The organism is Reichenbachiella sp. 5M10, from assembly GCF_002742335.1.
Classification (GTDB): Bacteria; Bacteroidota; Bacteroidia; order Cytophagales; family Cyclobacteriaceae; genus Reichenbachiella.
Genome location: NZ_MDGR01000007.1, coordinates 2,364,736 through 2,382,029, shown reverse-complemented (window position 1 = coordinate 2,382,029; position 17,294 = coordinate 2,364,736). Strand labels below are relative to the sequence as shown.

General features: G+C 46.5%; 2 protein-coding genes. Both read right to left on the bottom strand.

The window, feature by feature from the left end:
• Positions 1–3: 3 nt before the first annotated feature.
• Positions 4–13,704 carry a gliding motility-associated C-terminal domain-containing protein gene (locus tag BFP72_RS09575; protein ID WP_099598928.1) on the bottom strand — a complete coding sequence of 4,567 codons (13,701 nt, stop codon included), beginning with the start codon at positions 13,702–13,704 and terminating at the stop codon, positions 4–6.
• Positions 13,705–13,934: 230 nt separating this feature from the next.
• Positions 13,935–17,294 (bottom strand): FG-GAP-like repeat-containing protein, encoded by a 3,360-nt coding sequence (locus BFP72_RS09570; RefSeq protein ID WP_099598927.1) that lies wholly within the window; start codon positions 17,292–17,294, stop codon positions 13,935–13,937.

Sequence of the window (17,294 nt, the reverse complement as noted above, 5' to 3'; positions counted from 1 at the left end):
TTTTTATCTTACCAGTTCGAGGTAGCCCTGCTGGACATCTCCCTCTTCGCCTGTTCCTTTGTCAAAAATATAGAAATAAGTACCCGCTGGCAAACCATCGCCACCTCCACCTACACCGGCGTTGCTCTTTCCTGTAAATACTCGGCCGTTGACGTTGTCTTCATAGTGATCTGCTTGGTAGACCAAAGTACCCGCACGGTTGAAGATCTTCACGCTGTTGTTCGGGAACTTGTCCGCACACGTGATACGGAAGTAGTCGTTGAACGAATCGCCATTGTCAGAGACACCGTTGAAAATTTTGATGTCTGTACTGATTGTGAAAGTACGCTCGTAGGTACACTGATTGTCGTCTACGACGAGGACACGGTAAGTGTCCGGTGTCATACCCGAGAACCTTTCGTCTCTGCTGAGGTGACTACCTATATCCGTAGTATCGATTTCAGCTCCTGTGTTGAACGTCCAGTAGGTCTCTTCCACAATCACGTTGTTTTGGAAGACAAGATCCGCAGTACCGTTGCCCACGTACTCTTGTGTGCCGAGCTGTAGTTCTGTACACTGTGAGTCAGTAGTTTCCACTCTGAAGAGTGGCAACACACGGTTGTCAACGATGGTTTCTGTGACAGGGTCAGAGACACATCCTGTATTGATATCTGTCGCTGTGACTTGATAGTCACCCATATCTAGTCCAGAAGCTACGTTGGTGCTACTGATGGTATTGTCATCGATATCCAACCACTCAAAGGTGTATCCGCTGATCTCATTGTTGATGGTAGCAGACAAGATTCCATTTGGTGTCACACAGTTGGTGCGATCGTTGACCAAGGCAATCACTGGCAATGGCACCTCTTCGGCCTCATTGTCGATGGTGATTTGCTCGGTGATCGTACAGCCTGTGTAGCGGTCTACCATCTGTACCGTATAGGTCTTGTCGATCAGTTGATGTACCGTGATCGTCGAGTCCATCAACGGATCAGAGAGGCTTGGCCCATCGTACCAATAGAAGGTATATCTCGAAGGCTCATCAGGAATCGACACGACTGTCGCTTGTCCATCTGCTCTGGTCAAATCACACTTGGTCAGCGGGTGATCTTGTGTGATCAACATGTCCATAGAGTTGGTGTTGGTCATGTCGCTGATGTCGATGAAATTCGGATCAGAGCTACAACCTCCATCTGTATCAAGTACCATGATCGTGTATCTTCCCATATCGAGGTTCGATGCAGTGTTGCCGTTGATGTTGTTGGCTGCTGCTGTGATGGTCGCTTCGTCCGTGATTTCTCCAGCTACCAAGTAGTATTCAAATACCGCGGTAGTATTGGTGGAGTTGAGTACAGTGATCGCCAATCGTCCATTCGGATCGATACAGTTTTCGTTGCCTACTGTAGAGATACCCAATTCGATCGGTTCGGCAGCTTCAGATGCCATACCATAGGTCTCAGTAGTGATACATCCAGTGGTCAAATCTGTGACAGTCACTGTATAGTCACCTGGTCCGATGCCTGCATAAGTTGCGGTCGCTGGACCACCTGTCCATTGGAAGCTGTAGCTGGTGAGATCACTTGACCCATCAGCCAATACACTCAGCATACCGTTTGGATTGCTCGCATCACAGTTGGTTTGGAGCGCAAAGCTGTCCAAGGTCACTACTGGAGCGACACTTTCATCAAGTACTTCTACTTCGAAGACTTGTGATGTACATCCTGAAATGCTACTGATCGCTTCGATGTAGTAGGTATTGGCATCTAGCGAAGAGAATAGGGTAGTTGCACCCATGTCTGTACCGCCACCTGCTGTGTAGCTGCCTGTGTGCAGCGTGAACGTGTAGTCCGTCAAAGCGTCTGGTGTAATGCCCGTAATCTCGATGCTGCCGTTGGCTGGCGTACAAGTGGTCATATTCGTCACGGTGATTTCTGTATCCATGTCGATGAGTATATCCTCAGGCATGAACGGGATCACATAGTCGCTGGTGACCGTACATCCAGTCACTCCATCGACAACAGTGACCGTATAGGTCGCGTCATCCAAACCTGTGATCGTAGCAGTCGTAGCACCAGTGGTCGTAGCAGCTCCTGTAAAGGTCGCTGTACTGCTCCATGTGATGGTTGGGTTCGATGCATTAGTCGATACCGTCAAGCTACCGTTTCCACCTGTACACCACTGGTTGGCCTGGTTCAAGGTGAAGGTCACTGTAGGATCTACTTTGGTATCTCCAATCACCACGTCTTGTCCATTGCCATCGCACATGCTGCTGTTGTGACTGATGAATACCTCATAACTACCCGGTGCCAGACCACTGAAGGTAGTACCTGTACCTGTCGGCGTATAGACCGTACCTGCTGCATCTGTAGCAGAGAAAGTGAAGTCAGTCAATACATCTGCCACACCGTCCGTCGTGACGCCTGTGATTTCGATTTCACCGTCATTGCCTACACAGTAGGTGTTGGGTGTGTTGGTGAAAGTAGTGATGGCATAGACTGGGATCTCTTCGTCCAACATGTCTGGGTTGCCACTGCCGTCGAGTAGGGTTGCCTCTACAAAACAGCTGTTGCCTGGGGTAGCCAAATCTGTCACAAGTAGGACATAAGCTCCTCCGTCGATTCCTGATAGGGTGCCGCTTGTGATGGTACCCGAACCAGAAGCTCCAGTGATGGTACCATTGTCTACAAGCGCTGTACCTGCCGCTACCGTAGTCCCTGCGTACCATTGGTACGAGTAGTTGCCTGCGTCTGCATTGGTGATGCTCCAATCCAGGGCACCGTTTCCTTCGTGTAGATCTGGATCACAACTCGTATCGATGACGTTGACAGAGATCGTAACCTCTGGTGCGACAGATTGATCTTCAATCTCGACGAGTACCTGTCCTGTATTACATCCAGTAGCGATGTTGGTCGCTTGGACGTAGTAGACACCTGCCTCTAGACTAGATAGTGTAGCACCTGCTGCCCCCACTACATTTGTCATGCCTGCGATGGCTACTGTAGGATTGGATGTATACCATGTGAAGCTATAGTCTGCGACATTGCCCGCACTCAAGTCAGCATCTGATATCGTCACTGCACCATTGTTTCCTCCACAATCCGTCACGTGTGTCAAGCTTGCTGGATCGATAGTAAGTGTATTGACCACCGGAATGTTGTTGATGGTGAAAGTCTTCGTAGACGTACATCCATCGTTGCTGTCGTCTCCATTGGTATCGGTGACGATGACTGTGTACGTACCTGGAGCAAGATTTGTCAAGCTTTCACCGTTTGTACTGATTATGGCTGAGCCTTTGTTTGCCCCAGCGGACAATTCATTGTCTGCTATGGATGTATCTGTACCTCTGTACCACTCGAACGTGTAGTCTGTCACAGCAGCACCTCCTTGGAGGGCGATCGTCAGCGTACCGTTGCCTTCGTAGACAGCTGCCGTACAATTGGTGTCAGGCGTTTTGTTACTCAAGATGGCTACAGGATCTACAGTCACTTCTTCTACTTCGAAGAAGTAAGTTCCGCTTGTACAACTGGTCGTTGTACTGGTGATGATCACTTGGTACTCACCTGCACCAAGGCCACTCGCGACAGCTCCTGTTGCAGAAGCTCCTCCATCTAGTACTGCACCACCCTTTTTCGCAAAGGCGAAGGTGTATCCTGCTGTGCCTCCATTGGAGACACCGTCTACAAGTACATCGTCGATGGTGATCGTCCCGTTGTTGCTGTCACAGTTGGTGTCATTGGTGACGGTATATTCTGTTTCGTTGAGCGTGATCGAAGCTTCTTCATTTGGCACTTCAAATACTGCTATTGAATTACAGTTATTACCAGGGCTATTAGTGTCTAATACTTCAAGAGTATAAAAACCAGCAGAAATGTTTGCCAAAGTACCACCTGTGGTTAGGACATTGGTTGCTGAGATTCCCGTGATTCCAGCCCCACTAACTTCATTTCCAGTAGTTGCAGTTTTGCCTGAATACCACTGATAACTATAGTTTCCACTTGGGATAGTCCAATCAAGAGCTCCGCTACCTCTATCTTCATCAGATATACAATAAGTGTCTGCAGCATTTAAAGTAATAGTTATGTCTGGTTCTACAGCATTGTCTAGAATCTCAAATCTGATATCTGAAGAGACACAAAGTGTAGCATTATTAGTAATTCTGACATAATAGACTCCAGAAGGTTGACCTTCAATAGTTTCATCGGTATCTGCTAATGGAGACCCAAAGTTTACATCATCATCCCATACAATGGTGTATCCACTAGGGAAGCTGCTATCAGTAGTGCCATTGATTAAGAGATCTGTGATTATAACAGAACCGTCCAAAGGATTACAATCTTCAATATGTGTGATGTCCAAGGTTGCAGAAATGGTTTGCTCAACATTGTCGAGTACTCTAGTAGCAGTAGTCTCACATCCGAGGTTGTCATCTCCTCCGTCATTGTCTGTAACAACCACGAAATAAGTATTGGCGGCAATACCAGAAAGTGTAGCGGAGTTTGTTCCTACTTCATTTCCAGCAGCAACTGCTGTGTGATACCATTGGAAGTCAAATCCAGTAGCGACTCCACCGTTTACGACAGCTTGTAGTTCACCGTTTGGTGTTCCACCACAAGAAGAGTCATCTTCAATAATGTTTATTGAAACGGTCGGAGCTACGGAATTGTCGAGAATTTCTACCTCATAGAATGTAGTAGGGCAATCGGATAATTTACCTGTTGCTTGTATGTAATATATGCCTGCATCTAGTTGATCAAATACCATAGAAGTAGTAGCCGTTGTTTGAGCATCTTCAATTTTATCTGAAGGATCAGTTCCATTCAAATACAAATCAAATTCCCAGTTAGAAACATCTCCGTCTGCTATATCTGCATCATTGATAGTAATAGATCCATTTAATGGATAACAATCAAGCTTATGTTGTGGTGTAGCTAAACTAACCTCCGGTGTTTCTGGCTCATCATCAATCGTATACGTTGCTGTAAACACACAAGTATTAGAAGTTGGTCCAGGTAGACCTACTCTGATGACTTCTACCGTGTAATCTCCACCTTCTAGATCTTCAATGGTGGATGTTAATGTATTGTCATCGTCATCTTTAATGGGTGAGCCTGATACGGAACTCCCTGCATACCAGTTAATGTCAAAATCATTGGGTTGCAGAGAATCATCAATATCCTTAGTAACCGTCACTGAAATAGATCCATTTCCAGCACTAGATGAACAATACGAGTCCGATATGATATCTACGTCATTGGGATCAATATATCCAGCATATCCTTCTTGATCTACTGTCCCTGTTTCATAATCTGTCCAACAACTGGTTCCAAAGATGCCAATTTTTTGCTGGGCAATTGCTGTGTATTCTCCAGCAGGTAGCCCAGTGAATGTAACAAACCCATCTTCAGGATCAGATGCTAAATTCCCATCTATTTCATCAAAGTAATTACTGAAATCAGCTGGAATTCCTGTTCCTGTATATAGGTAGAATACATAGTTGTCTGCGTTATCATTATCTGTAGATGGGTCTGAGTCAGCACCCAAAATACCTACTTCAGCTGTTCCATTATTAGGATCACACATTGTACTTGGAGTAATGTTCAGTGAAGTAGCCTCTCTTTGGTCGTTGTAAGGCATATTAAATGTATATTGGAACCTACATCCAGTTGGTGTTCCTCCATCCATATCAATCGCTACCACAGTATAGATAGTAGCAGCAATATTCTCTATAGTTGTTGAAGTTCCAGTACTAGATATCTGAGGGTTACTAGATAGACCAGAAGGAGTTAAAGAGCCAGAGACCAGTTCAGTGCCATACCCAGGGATATACGCACTATCGGCATAGTTTTTTGATCCCTCATACCATTCAAAGTCCCAGTTTCCTCCATCGGTAATACTAATAGTAACTTGTCCAACTTCATCAGCACAACTTGCAGGGGTTACGATAACATTTTCGTCCCATGTAGGTTCAGCCGGGAGATCATCATCTACTAGTGTGATGGTCAATACGTTGTTTGAGATACACGCACTTTTTGTGTCGGTAACTCTGACAGTATAACTTCCTGGAGGTATACCTGCCAACACATCTGTATCTGCTCCTGAAACTGTCGATCCATAAGAAAGTACATCCCCATTGCTAATAGGTGTTGAAAAATCATTCCCTACAAACCATTCGTAAGCATAACTAGGAGGAGCTGGATAGCCTATACCCCCACTTGTAAAGTTAGGACCTGTTACGTCTACTTCGGCTGTGCCATTCGAGGCGTCACAATCATCCGGATCGAATACTGTACCTTGTGTCAGATCGAAAGTTGGTATATCATCGATGACTTCAATGAATGTTGTGCTGAAACACTTCGTAGTATTGTTCTCTACTTTTATAGTGTAGAAACCAGCAGCTAAAGAGGCAGGTGTTGATAGACCAGTTGTTCCAACAACGGCAGGATCTGTAATCAATGGAGTGCCGCTTGTTGTTTTTCCTTCATACCAGCTGAAAGTATAGTCAGAAGCAGGTTCTCCACCAGCAGTTGATGCGGTGGCAGAAACTTGGCCTTTTGGATTAGCAAAATCACAAGAGTACTGATTAGCCACTATAGTTGGAACAATTACAGGTAAATCAAGTGTTTCACCAACAGTAACAGTAACGGCAGCAGAGACACATCCTCTATCGGTATCCGTGACTATTAATGTGTAATCACCTGATTCGACATTGTTTAGCAGTATATCTGTATCAATAGCAGCTACGGTAGTGTTTGTGCCTGCGTACCAAGCATAAGAATAATTTGCAGATCCACCAGAGACAGTAGTGGTGGCATCAGCCTCTCCATCAAAAGGAGCACCGCATTGAGTATTGTCTGAAGTAGCAGCTTGTAGAGCTGTTTCGTCAATGACAGGAATATCGGTTTTATCTTCAGTTACCTCAATTTCTTGGGTACTTGTACACTTTGTATCATTATTAATTACTTCAATGGTGTATATGCCTTTACTTAGATTAGCAGTTGTAGCCAAACCTGTCGTTCCAATTATACTGGAAGTAGTAGCAATTGGTGTACCAGATGTAGTTTGTCCCTGGTACCAGTTGAACGTGTAATTTAGTGTAGGTTCCCCTCCACTAGTAGAGGCCGTGGCTGATACTTGACCATTGCTAAGTGCAGGTGTACAAGCTGTTTGGATTGCGTCGAGGTTTGTTACAATTACAGGAGCATTCAAATCTTCACCAACAGTTACAGTGATTGCATTAGAAGTACACCCTGATAAAGAGTCTAATATAACGACAGTATAATTTCCGTCATTTAACCCCGTAATGTTATTCGTATTCGCTCCATTTATTAGGCTGTTTGCTATTCCGGTAATTCCCTTTTGGTTGAAGATGTCATCTCCATCATTTAATAGTTTCGCGGGATCTACAGAGTTACCATAGTACCAATAGTAACCTAAAGCTCCGGTAGGAGCAGAACCGTCTACAGTAGCATTCGCAAGAGTAACGCCTCCGTTTGGATATGATGCAGCATCTTCACACACTGAGAGAGGTGTAGAGATTACGTTACCAGCTACTGATACATTTAAATTAATAGTTTGTACATCATCCACTATGCTATAAGTCTCCACTGCTTCACAACCAGTGGTAGTATTGGTGACTTGTACCGTGTAGTCTCCACCTGGGATGTTTTCCAGTACATTGTCTGATTCGGTAGCTGTGGTGAGTACAGTCGCTATTTCTTGTCCCGCTACAGCGTCGGTACCGGCGTACCACACCCAAGTGTAGTCGCTTACGGCAGTGCCAGTAGGAGGGTTCAATGTGATCTTGCCATCGTGGGCACTGGTTGTGTTGACTGTAATGTCACATACACTGTTGTTGAGAGTGTTGGCAGCATCAAGTGTAGCGTCCAGCACGATAGGTGTGGCTTCTACTTCGATGGTGACTGGATCTGACTCACAACCTGTATAAGACCTGACAGCTACTACAGTATAGAATCCTGCATCCAATCCCGTGATATGATGAGTTGTCGCACCTGTGATTGTTTGCGAAGCAGCAGGAGTTTTTCCTTTCAATGTAGCGATGTCTTCTCCATCATTGATTGGAGTTCCCGTGTCAGATGAACCAATGTACCATCGGTACACAAAGTCCGTGAGCACTGAGCTACTTGCATCAGCCACATCGACCAATTCGATACCTCCATCGGCATAGGTTGGGCTGCCTTCACATACCGAGAGGTCAGTGATTACCGCAGTGGTTTCTACCACTACGGGGTCTGAAGGATTGTTATCCAAAGTGATGGTTGCGGTATTGACACAGTTGCCCGGGTCCGTCACACGCAATGTATAGGTTGCATTGGATACTGGAGCGTTCAAACCAGTGATGGTTTGGTTGCTTGCGCCAGAAAATCCGACATTGGAGCCGTTGCCTGCATCGTCACCTGCCGCAAGCGGAGTGCCTGAATCATCCGTGCCGACGAACCACTCGAATGTATACCCGTCCGTGACGTTGGTACCGGTAGAGGATACATAGACATCTGCAGTCAATGAACCATTGGCAATGCTACAACCTGTGTTTTCCGCCGCTTGTGTCAAGTTGATTTGAGGAGCGTCAGGTTCGTCTCCTACGGTGATTTCTAAAGTAGGAGTAGCACAACCCGATAGGGTGTGAACTGCCGAGACGAAGTAAGTGCCGGGAGCGACCTCTATCATGGTGTTGGCGTCACTATGGACGCTACCATCGAGGTTTTTCTTGTGTGCGATGGAGTCCATACTACTGTCAAACCAGGTCCAGGTATAGTCCTCCTTGCTGTCTCCAAATACATTGATAGAGAGGAAGCCATTGGGCGTACCGCTACAGGTTGTATTGGGTGAATTGATCGGAGAGGAGAAGTTCGGAGAGTCCGAATTGTCCAAGATCGTAATGGACGTTTGTTCACTACAACCATTGTCAAGGTTGGTAACTGTGGCAGTGTAGCTGCCTTCGGAGAGACCGCTGAAGGTATAATCTCCAGAAGCTTGTACAAAAGGTCCTCCGTATGGAGTCGCTGTGAGGTCTGTGCCTGTGTAGATATTGAACTCATAACCTGCTGCAGGTTCGCTCAAATCTGAGCTTGTCGTCGCGGTGATGCGCTGTGTACCACTACCACCGATACAATACTCATCCGCTGTTTTCAGTTGACGAACGATGAGTGGTTCTTGGTCCGCTTCTTTGACGACTACTGTGATGTCGTTCATCGGACAGCCTGAAATGTTGTTGAAGATGGCAATGGTATACGTGCCTGCATCCAAATTTTCAAATACAGCTGTTGTGTTTTCTTCAACTAGTTTGCTTGGGTCACTGCTGTTGCTACCTTCGTAGAGTTGGTAGTAGTATTCGGCTACTTCGAAGACGATACCATCCAGTAGGTTACCTACAACGTTGCTTCCGTTTTCAGAAGAAACAGCTTCAAACGCGAAACGAGTAGCAGTTTGTCCTGCTGGTATGACGTATTCACCTTCGTAATAAGCCCAGTTGTTATGTCCTGAATTGTTGAGTTCGGAACATTGACTACTAATGACGAGTCCATTTTCCCCTTCAGAAATATCGTCTATTTTGAGCGCAATACAGTCAGTACCACTCACCCGTGACCTGTGAGCAAAGCCCCATTTCATACGAATACCGGGTTTGGTGACCACATCGAAGTACAGTGTACTAGGATAGTGAGCATTGAGTTCTGCCCATTGCTGTCCTTCATACGGCTGTTTGCCTTCAAATCCCGCTGGGTGGATTTCAATCACGTTGCTATACGTTTCTCCCGCATGGTTGTTGTAGGTGCTCCATCCATCAGTACTTGCCTGATCTATGTAAAACCAGTTGGTAGCACCGATGCCTCCACCAGCTACGACAATACTAGAATTTGCTGCGTCTTTTGTGTCAGGGACTTCAAAACTACCGTTCTCGACTACTTCATACTCATGCGTATCGACAGGGTCCAAAGTTAGTACTGAGGCATCTATTGAGCCTTTGTTGATTTCTGTACCGTTGCAGGTCGTCACATGCTGGATAATGATGTCATCTTCAGGATTGACTGGATCGGTAGGGTAGGAGATGTTGTCTGCGATCGTAAACTGCTTTCTTCCTTTACATCCTGTGCTGATTTCTTCGGCAATCACGAGGTATTGTCCAGCGGATAGTAGGAGTGCACTTTGTCCGTTGCCACCAGATACGGTGGTGATTATGTTGGAACTTATTGCACTGCTTCCTGAGTAATAAGTAAAGTTGTAGAATGAACTGGCAGATCCTGAAACTGTAGCGGTCGCACTACCACTGCCATTTTCACTACATGATTCGTTGTCTCGAGTAGAGACATTGACCACAGGAGCTGTCGATTGGTCTTCTACTTCTACCGTGATAGGAGCAGAGAGACATTTGGTTTTTTTGTTTTGTACCTCTACGGTATAAAAGCCTGGTTCTAGATTTTGTCTTCTTTGTCCAGATACGCCAGAGCCATTGTTTCCAGAGGCACTCCAGTCTGGGACGGCCTTGATGGACGTACCGTCGTACCAGTTGAAGGTGTATTCGGAGTTGGCTTCATCAGAGGATACGGTGATTTCTCCTGAGTTGGTGTCGGTACAATCTGTGATATGTACGATGTTGTCCACACTGATGCCCGGGGTAGCCAAGGAAGTACCCACGGTTGCAGAGAGTATAGATTCACAACCAGAAAGCTTGTCTTTGACAACTACTGAGTAGGTACGGTCCAGGAGACCAGTTGCTGTAGCGGTCGCACTTTGTACGAAAGTGAAATCATTGCCAATGTACCAGGTGAAGTCATATCCTTCGGTAACTTCCACACCTGCTTCGTCCACGTAAGCTCTCAATTCTCCGTCAGGAGTCTCACAGTTTGTCAAATCACTCTCATTGACGATGACAACTGTAGGGAGTACTTCTTCTTTGAGTATGGTGATTTCTTCTGGTGCGGACTGGCAAGAGTTGGTCTGGGAGGACGCGATGACTTGATAGGTTCCCTCAGCGAGTGACGCGATACGGTTGCCGGTGTAGAGCGTATCTGTGTAGTTGTTGTTTTTGAACCAGTGGAAGTCAAATCCTGCGGTGATTTCGCCGGTTTGTTCGTCTGTGATGCCCTCGATGAGTACATTGTCGATGTAGTAGAATTCATCGTCACTGTTGTTGTTGGCTCTGGCGATGATTTTGAGCGTGGACCCTGTGATGCCCGTAGCGGTGGCAGTAATTGCCCCAGTGTTGCCATTGTGTATGCCATTGGTGAGGCCAAGTTCTGCTCCACCATCCAATACGTAATATACTTTTATGTAGTCATCGGCATTCTCGTTGGTGGCACTGGAGTTGAGGTCAATCGATAGATTGACTGATTCTTGACCTGAGATATCGAGCGTTTCAGTTTCCCATACAGCTTCACCGTCGGTATCGGCGAAGAGAATTTTTTTGGAGGTACCCGTAGAGGATACTCCTAAAAAGTCTGCTCCAGAAGGGGATGTAGTGAAACTCCATGCGGTAGCACCTGTGTCTTCGTGATCTCCTGCAGAGAGGTCTTCAAAGTCTTCGTCCCATAGATCCGTGATGGTAGAGGAAATTGTGCCAAAGTAATACACTTTAGCGTCTCCATTGTCTGGGAAGGTCGGGTCACAATTTTCGTTGTGACTGATGATCTCACTCGTCAAATCAAAGGCCAGAGAGGTGACTGGAGTAGAGACTATGTTGTTTATATCGTTACATTCTGGGATAGGTCGGATGAAGTTGGTGACGGGCGTTTCTTGTGATCCGTCATCGTTGACCGAAATGTATAATTCAAAATCACCACCTTGGCCAATGACTTCCGCAGTGATGTCCATTGTTTCGCCAATCTCGAAACCAGCGATGGGTGTCACCACCGTGTTTAGTTTTGTAGAAGTAGCCTCTGTAGGGGTGCCGTTGTAAAAGGTGATGGGGAGCAATCCTGCCAAGACGACGTCTCCTGCGTTTTGGATGGTGACGGTGACGTTGAAGTTCACTTCTGGACATTGTGCTTCTCCGATAGCACTGATATTCGTGACCTCTATGTCAGGAGTGACAAACGACGGACACCCATCCTCGTTGAGGTAGGGCGCTTGGTTCAAGAAGGTGTTGAGGGGACGGTTGTCTCCAGCGGTACACACGTTGCTTGAGAATATCTTGGAAGGGTTTTGTTGAATCGTAGGGATGGTCAAGTCATCATTGACGTTGACGTTGAAATATCCGTGTTGGTTCCAGACAGCACGGGAAGGCTGCCAGTTTTCTCCTCCATCTGCTTCGAAGACACGAATCTGACCCCATTTCCCGTTAGAGTAAGGACTGAACGGGGTGTTGTCATCAGTCGAACAAGCGACACAAATCTCACTTGCTCCATCTCCATCGACATCTGCGACGACTGGGTATTCTTCAAAAGTTCTTGAGGTACATTTGATTTGTTTCAAAGATTGGTGCGTCACTCCATCGATGATGTGGACATAGTTTTCTCCCCGGTAGATGATCTCCGCAGCTTTGTCGTCGTTGAAGTCAAATACGGTACAGCCTGTGAATCCAGACGAGCCTTCGTTGACGTCTTTGTACCATAGCTGATTCATGTTTTCGTCTAGGGCATACAGTCGTTGTTTAGAGACGAAAGTACAGTTGAGTTGACCATCACCATCGATATCTGCGATATTGATTCTACCCGTGGCATTGCCATGGTTTTGTGGTACGGTAAATATCTTTGCACTGTTGTTGGTGACATCCCAAAAGAACGCCGAGGTCTTGAGGCTACCACTGATGTATTGTCCACCACTGAAGAGTACATCGATGTTGCCGTCTAGGTTGTAATCGGCAACAGCCGCTGCATTGAAGTTCCATGAACTGTACTTGATGGCATATTGACCATCAGCAGGTAGGATGTCATTTATTTCTTTGACGAGTGTTCTTGTCCCTACAGGAGTGACTGTGTTGTCTGTCTGCATAGGGATGTTGACGGAGTATATTTTGCCTCCATCTACGATTTCCAATCCTGCACAATCTGCACAGGCTGCATCCGGTAGGATGTCGATAGCTAGTGTTCCGTGGGTGACATCTGTTTCGAAATCACCCAATCCTGCTACGATGACTTCTCCTGTGTGTGCATTCCTGATTTCATTACCATGAAGGAGTTCAACGACACCATCTCCATTGAAATCTGCCAAAGAGATGATTCCTACTTTTCCTCCTGTACTTGTTTTCTTCGCCCATATCTGATTTAGGTCGCAATCATACATTTTGATGTTGTTGTTGCGGAAACCTCGAACAAATATCTCTGCACAATCGTCATCATTGAGGTTGGCTATTGCTACTGTCTTGGCGATATCAAATCCTACATTGAAAGGTCCTTTTTCTGCAAATCCTGTAGCTCCATCCAGCACAGTGAGGGTGTTGTTCTCCCTGTTGGTGCTGACTACTTCTGGTGTGCCGTCTCCGTCGATGTCTCCGATAGCAGGAGTGACCGAGTTGAAAGCCGTTTCATTGTCAGAAGCCCATTGTAGCTTGATATTGAACGCAGGATTCTGAGTCGCAGCATCCTTACATTTGACCGAGTTGCCAAAATAGAAGTCGCGACACTGATCGTCACCGGAGCATTCTCCGTCATAACAGTCAATGAAGCCATCTCCATCATTGTCTATTCCATCGTCGCATATTTCTTGCGCTGACGCGAATAGGGAGGCCAAAAGTAGTGGAAGGATAAGGATTATCTTTCTATAGCTATTCATAGGATTGAAAAAAGTGTTCTAGTTTGTATGCTTGAACTGGCACAAAAGTAACCAGCTCCATTTCTCTCTACTGCTTGTAGAGAATCTCCATTATACACATAATGTAACAGTATCACAGGGCTAAAATATACAATGTGTACTATTTCTATATTGAATATGACAAATAGAAGTGTGGTTTTCGATGAATTTACGGTTTTTGCTTACCAACTAGGTGATATCCCTATATCAAATTAGCGAGCTAAAAAAATCGCTCCTGCGCTCTGATTTTCACTGTTTTCGCAGCTCATCATGTAGTAATAATTGCCGTTGGGTAGATCTCGTCCACTGGAGGTTTTGCCGTCCCAAACACAGTCGTCTCGGCTCTCACTCGGAGAGTAGCTGAGTTCTCTGATGCGTCGACCTTTGGTGTCGAAAATGATGATGCTACAGTTCGTGTCGTTGATGTTGGAGATTTGCCAACAGTCATTGATGCCATCACCATTTGGTGTGAAACTTTTGTCTGCTTGTACACCAGATTTGATGAGTGTGACACTGTCTGATTCTTGGCACCCGAGGATATCAATTCCTATTACCTCGATGAGCTGTTTGGCATTCTCTGGTGTGGCGACTACCGTGTTGGCTGTTGGGTTGTCGAGGTATAGCGAGGGCTCCCAAGTAGGACTAGTCGCATCTACGCTAAGTGTGACCGCATATTGATCGTCTTGCAATTCGATGATCTTGCCGAGTACAGCATCTTCTGTGACCTGGTTGGGACTCGTCGTAGTGATGGAAATCCCTCCGTTGGTGTAATTGGTGACCAGGACGGGGTTGGCCTCAAAGGCACACTGTAGATCATCCGTCAGTGAGACGGTTACACTTTCTTCTGCACCTACTGAAGCGGTCGTGGTGGTAGAGAGAACAGTACCTGTAGTGGTTTTCCACTCGTAGCTTGTGTACGGGTCTTGCACACGCAAGAGCAAACTTGATTCTGCACATTTTTCATAGTTCTGCGGGTCTGTATTGTCCGATCGAATCAAGTCTAGTTGTGTCCCAGTAGGAGTGGCTGTGATGGTCATCGTCTTGGTGTCTGGCGTGTAGCTGCAGTTGTCGACACCTACATAGGAGGCCGTGAGTGATGCCGTGTAGCTGCCTGATGCAGGGTAGGCGTAACTGACACTGTTGCCTGTCTGTGTGGTGCTGCCATCTCCAAAATCCCAAGTGTTGACTATGTTAAAAGCACCTGTAGAGGTAGCGGTGAAGTCGATGACGGCTTCTTCACACAGTGTAGTGGCAGAGACGGTAAACGAAGAGACCGGCGGATCGACTGTTGTCAAGAGACGAGGTTCGCTGGTGTGGCTACATCCACTGCCCAAGATGGTGACCGTATAGGAACCTGCTACAGTAGCGTTTAGTTGTGAGGGGTCTGTCTGCGCGGGTGAGAAGCTTGCTCCGTCGAGTTTCCATTCGTAGGCGTACCCTGCAAACGTACTGGTAGACAGTGCGACAGTGGTTCCAGTACAAAATTCATCTGGCAAGGGGTTGTTGACCGTTACGGTGGGGAGTACCGTCACTGATAGCGCAACCGGTACAGAGGATTTGGCGCACCCGACTCCACCAGAGGTAGTCGTCAAGGTGTAGTCTCCAGAGTGACTCGCATCTACTGCATCGATTTTGAGATCAGAGAGGGATGTAGTACTGATGAGGAAACCGTTGGGACCTGTCAGTTCATAACTGGCTGTACTCGGGTCTGCAGTCACTTGGAGCACGACATCTCCCCCCACACAAGGGGCTGATATGTCAAAAGTGAAGCTAGGTTGTGCATAGGTCTCACTCAGTGATTGTACGACGATAGGAGCAGAGTCTGTAGCGCATACATCATTGGCAGCTACAGTATAGCTGCCTGCCTCGCTTCCAGAGATAGTGAGGATGTGACTTGTTTCGCTTATAGCTACATTGTTTTTTTTCCAGATATAGGTCATGCCAGTGATGGGAGCGACCAGATCGACTGTTTCACTATCACACAATTTCAAACTACCCGTTGCGGTGATTTCTGGAACGAAACAGATTTCATTGAATTTGACGGCCATGGAGCCAGGCAGTCCAGAGCCTGAGTTGTGCGTAAAGACAAAATCTGCTTTTGCGTCACCATCCATGTCTGCCAATTTGATGTTTCGACTGTTTTGAGAGATGACTACATTGCTGATGTCAAAGCTAGCTGCCGCAAAAGTTCCTGGATTGTTGTTCATCGCAACATAAAAATTGTTACTACCAAAGGAGGCTACCGAGATGTCTAAGTCTCCGTCTCCATCGATATCTCCTAAATCCAACCCCCAACTGGTACTGACTCCAGGGAGTTGAATAGGGCTGCCAAGTGAGATGTCACTTCCTATGTCGGCTGTGGTATTTTGTACGATTTCGATCAAATCTATGGTCACGTCCGAATTGGTCAAGACCAAGTCCATGTATCCGTCATTGTCTAGGTCGCCTGCTTTCAGCATACGAATGCTCGCATTGGTGGTGAAGTACGCGGCATCTTTGAAACCGTAGGAGCCAGGTTCACTGTCGTTGTGAAAGATGTAAAAACCTGCTTCTGTGTAGTTGGAGGTTATGATTTCAGGGAATCCGTCGTTGTTGAGGTCCGCTACTTCTAAGCCTCCCAAGCCTGACGTGCCAGAGTTGATGCTGGCGGCAAGTTCGCTAGGCGTCGGGTCGAAACTGATTACGTCTGGTGTCGTACCCCGGTCAGAGGTGTTTGAGAAATAAAAAACCAAATTTTCCCCTTCAATAGCAGTGAGTACTTCGGGATGACCGTCGAGATCAAGGTCTCCCATAGCAATACGTGTGGGCTTACGGAAGGTGCCATCGCTTTGATTGGGGATGAGAAGTGACTGCAGGGCATCAAAGGATATGTTGTCCGTAGCGCCAGCGGTTGCTGTATTGTTTCGGTACACGTAGAGAGTACCTTCATTGCCGACTTGATTGGCAACTAAATCGGCATATCCATCTCCATCCAGGTCTCCACAGATTACATTCGCTACTGGAAAACTATTGGTGATGGTGCTTCGACTGAAATCTACATCCGCACTTTCAGTGCTGGTACTGATATTGGTAAATACTGCAAGATTACTAGAACCTACGCTCGATACAATCACATCTAAGTCCCCATCCTTGTCAAAATCACAGGTGCAGAGGTCTTGTGCCTGTGTCGTGCTAGTGGCAAAAGTGAGTTTGTCACCGAGGTGACTGTTGATGTCGGCAGCAGTTGTACTTTGCCCATCAAAGGAAGGAATAAACTTCTCACTAGAGTAGGCAGTCTCTCCAGTTGCTGTATTGATCACGGTGATCTGCTCTGTGGTAGCCCCCAAAGGAACGGTAGCCTTGATCAGTGAACTGCTGGCTTCTACGTTTGTAGAGATGGCTCCTCCAAAAAATACCACCACATTGGTCGTAGGGAAATTGCTTCCAGAGATATTGACCACTTCTCCTGGAGCGGCATAGCTTGGTAAGATACCGTTGATGTAAGGGGCCTGTGCTGAGGCTACCAGAGCCAGGGCAGTCAGTGCCAGTGTCAGTGCTAGACTTTTACTTTGGATATATATATGATTCAGCAT

What these genes read in the sequence shown, in the direction of transcription:
- BFP72_RS09570 (WP_099598927.1), bottom strand. Translation starts at nt 17,294, where the DNA reads ATGCTGAATCATATATATATCCAAAGTAAAAGTCTAGCACTGACACTG.
- BFP72_RS09575 (WP_099598928.1), bottom strand. Translation starts at nt 13,704, where the DNA reads ATGAATAGCTATAGAAAGATAATCCTTATCCTTCCACTACTTTTGGCC.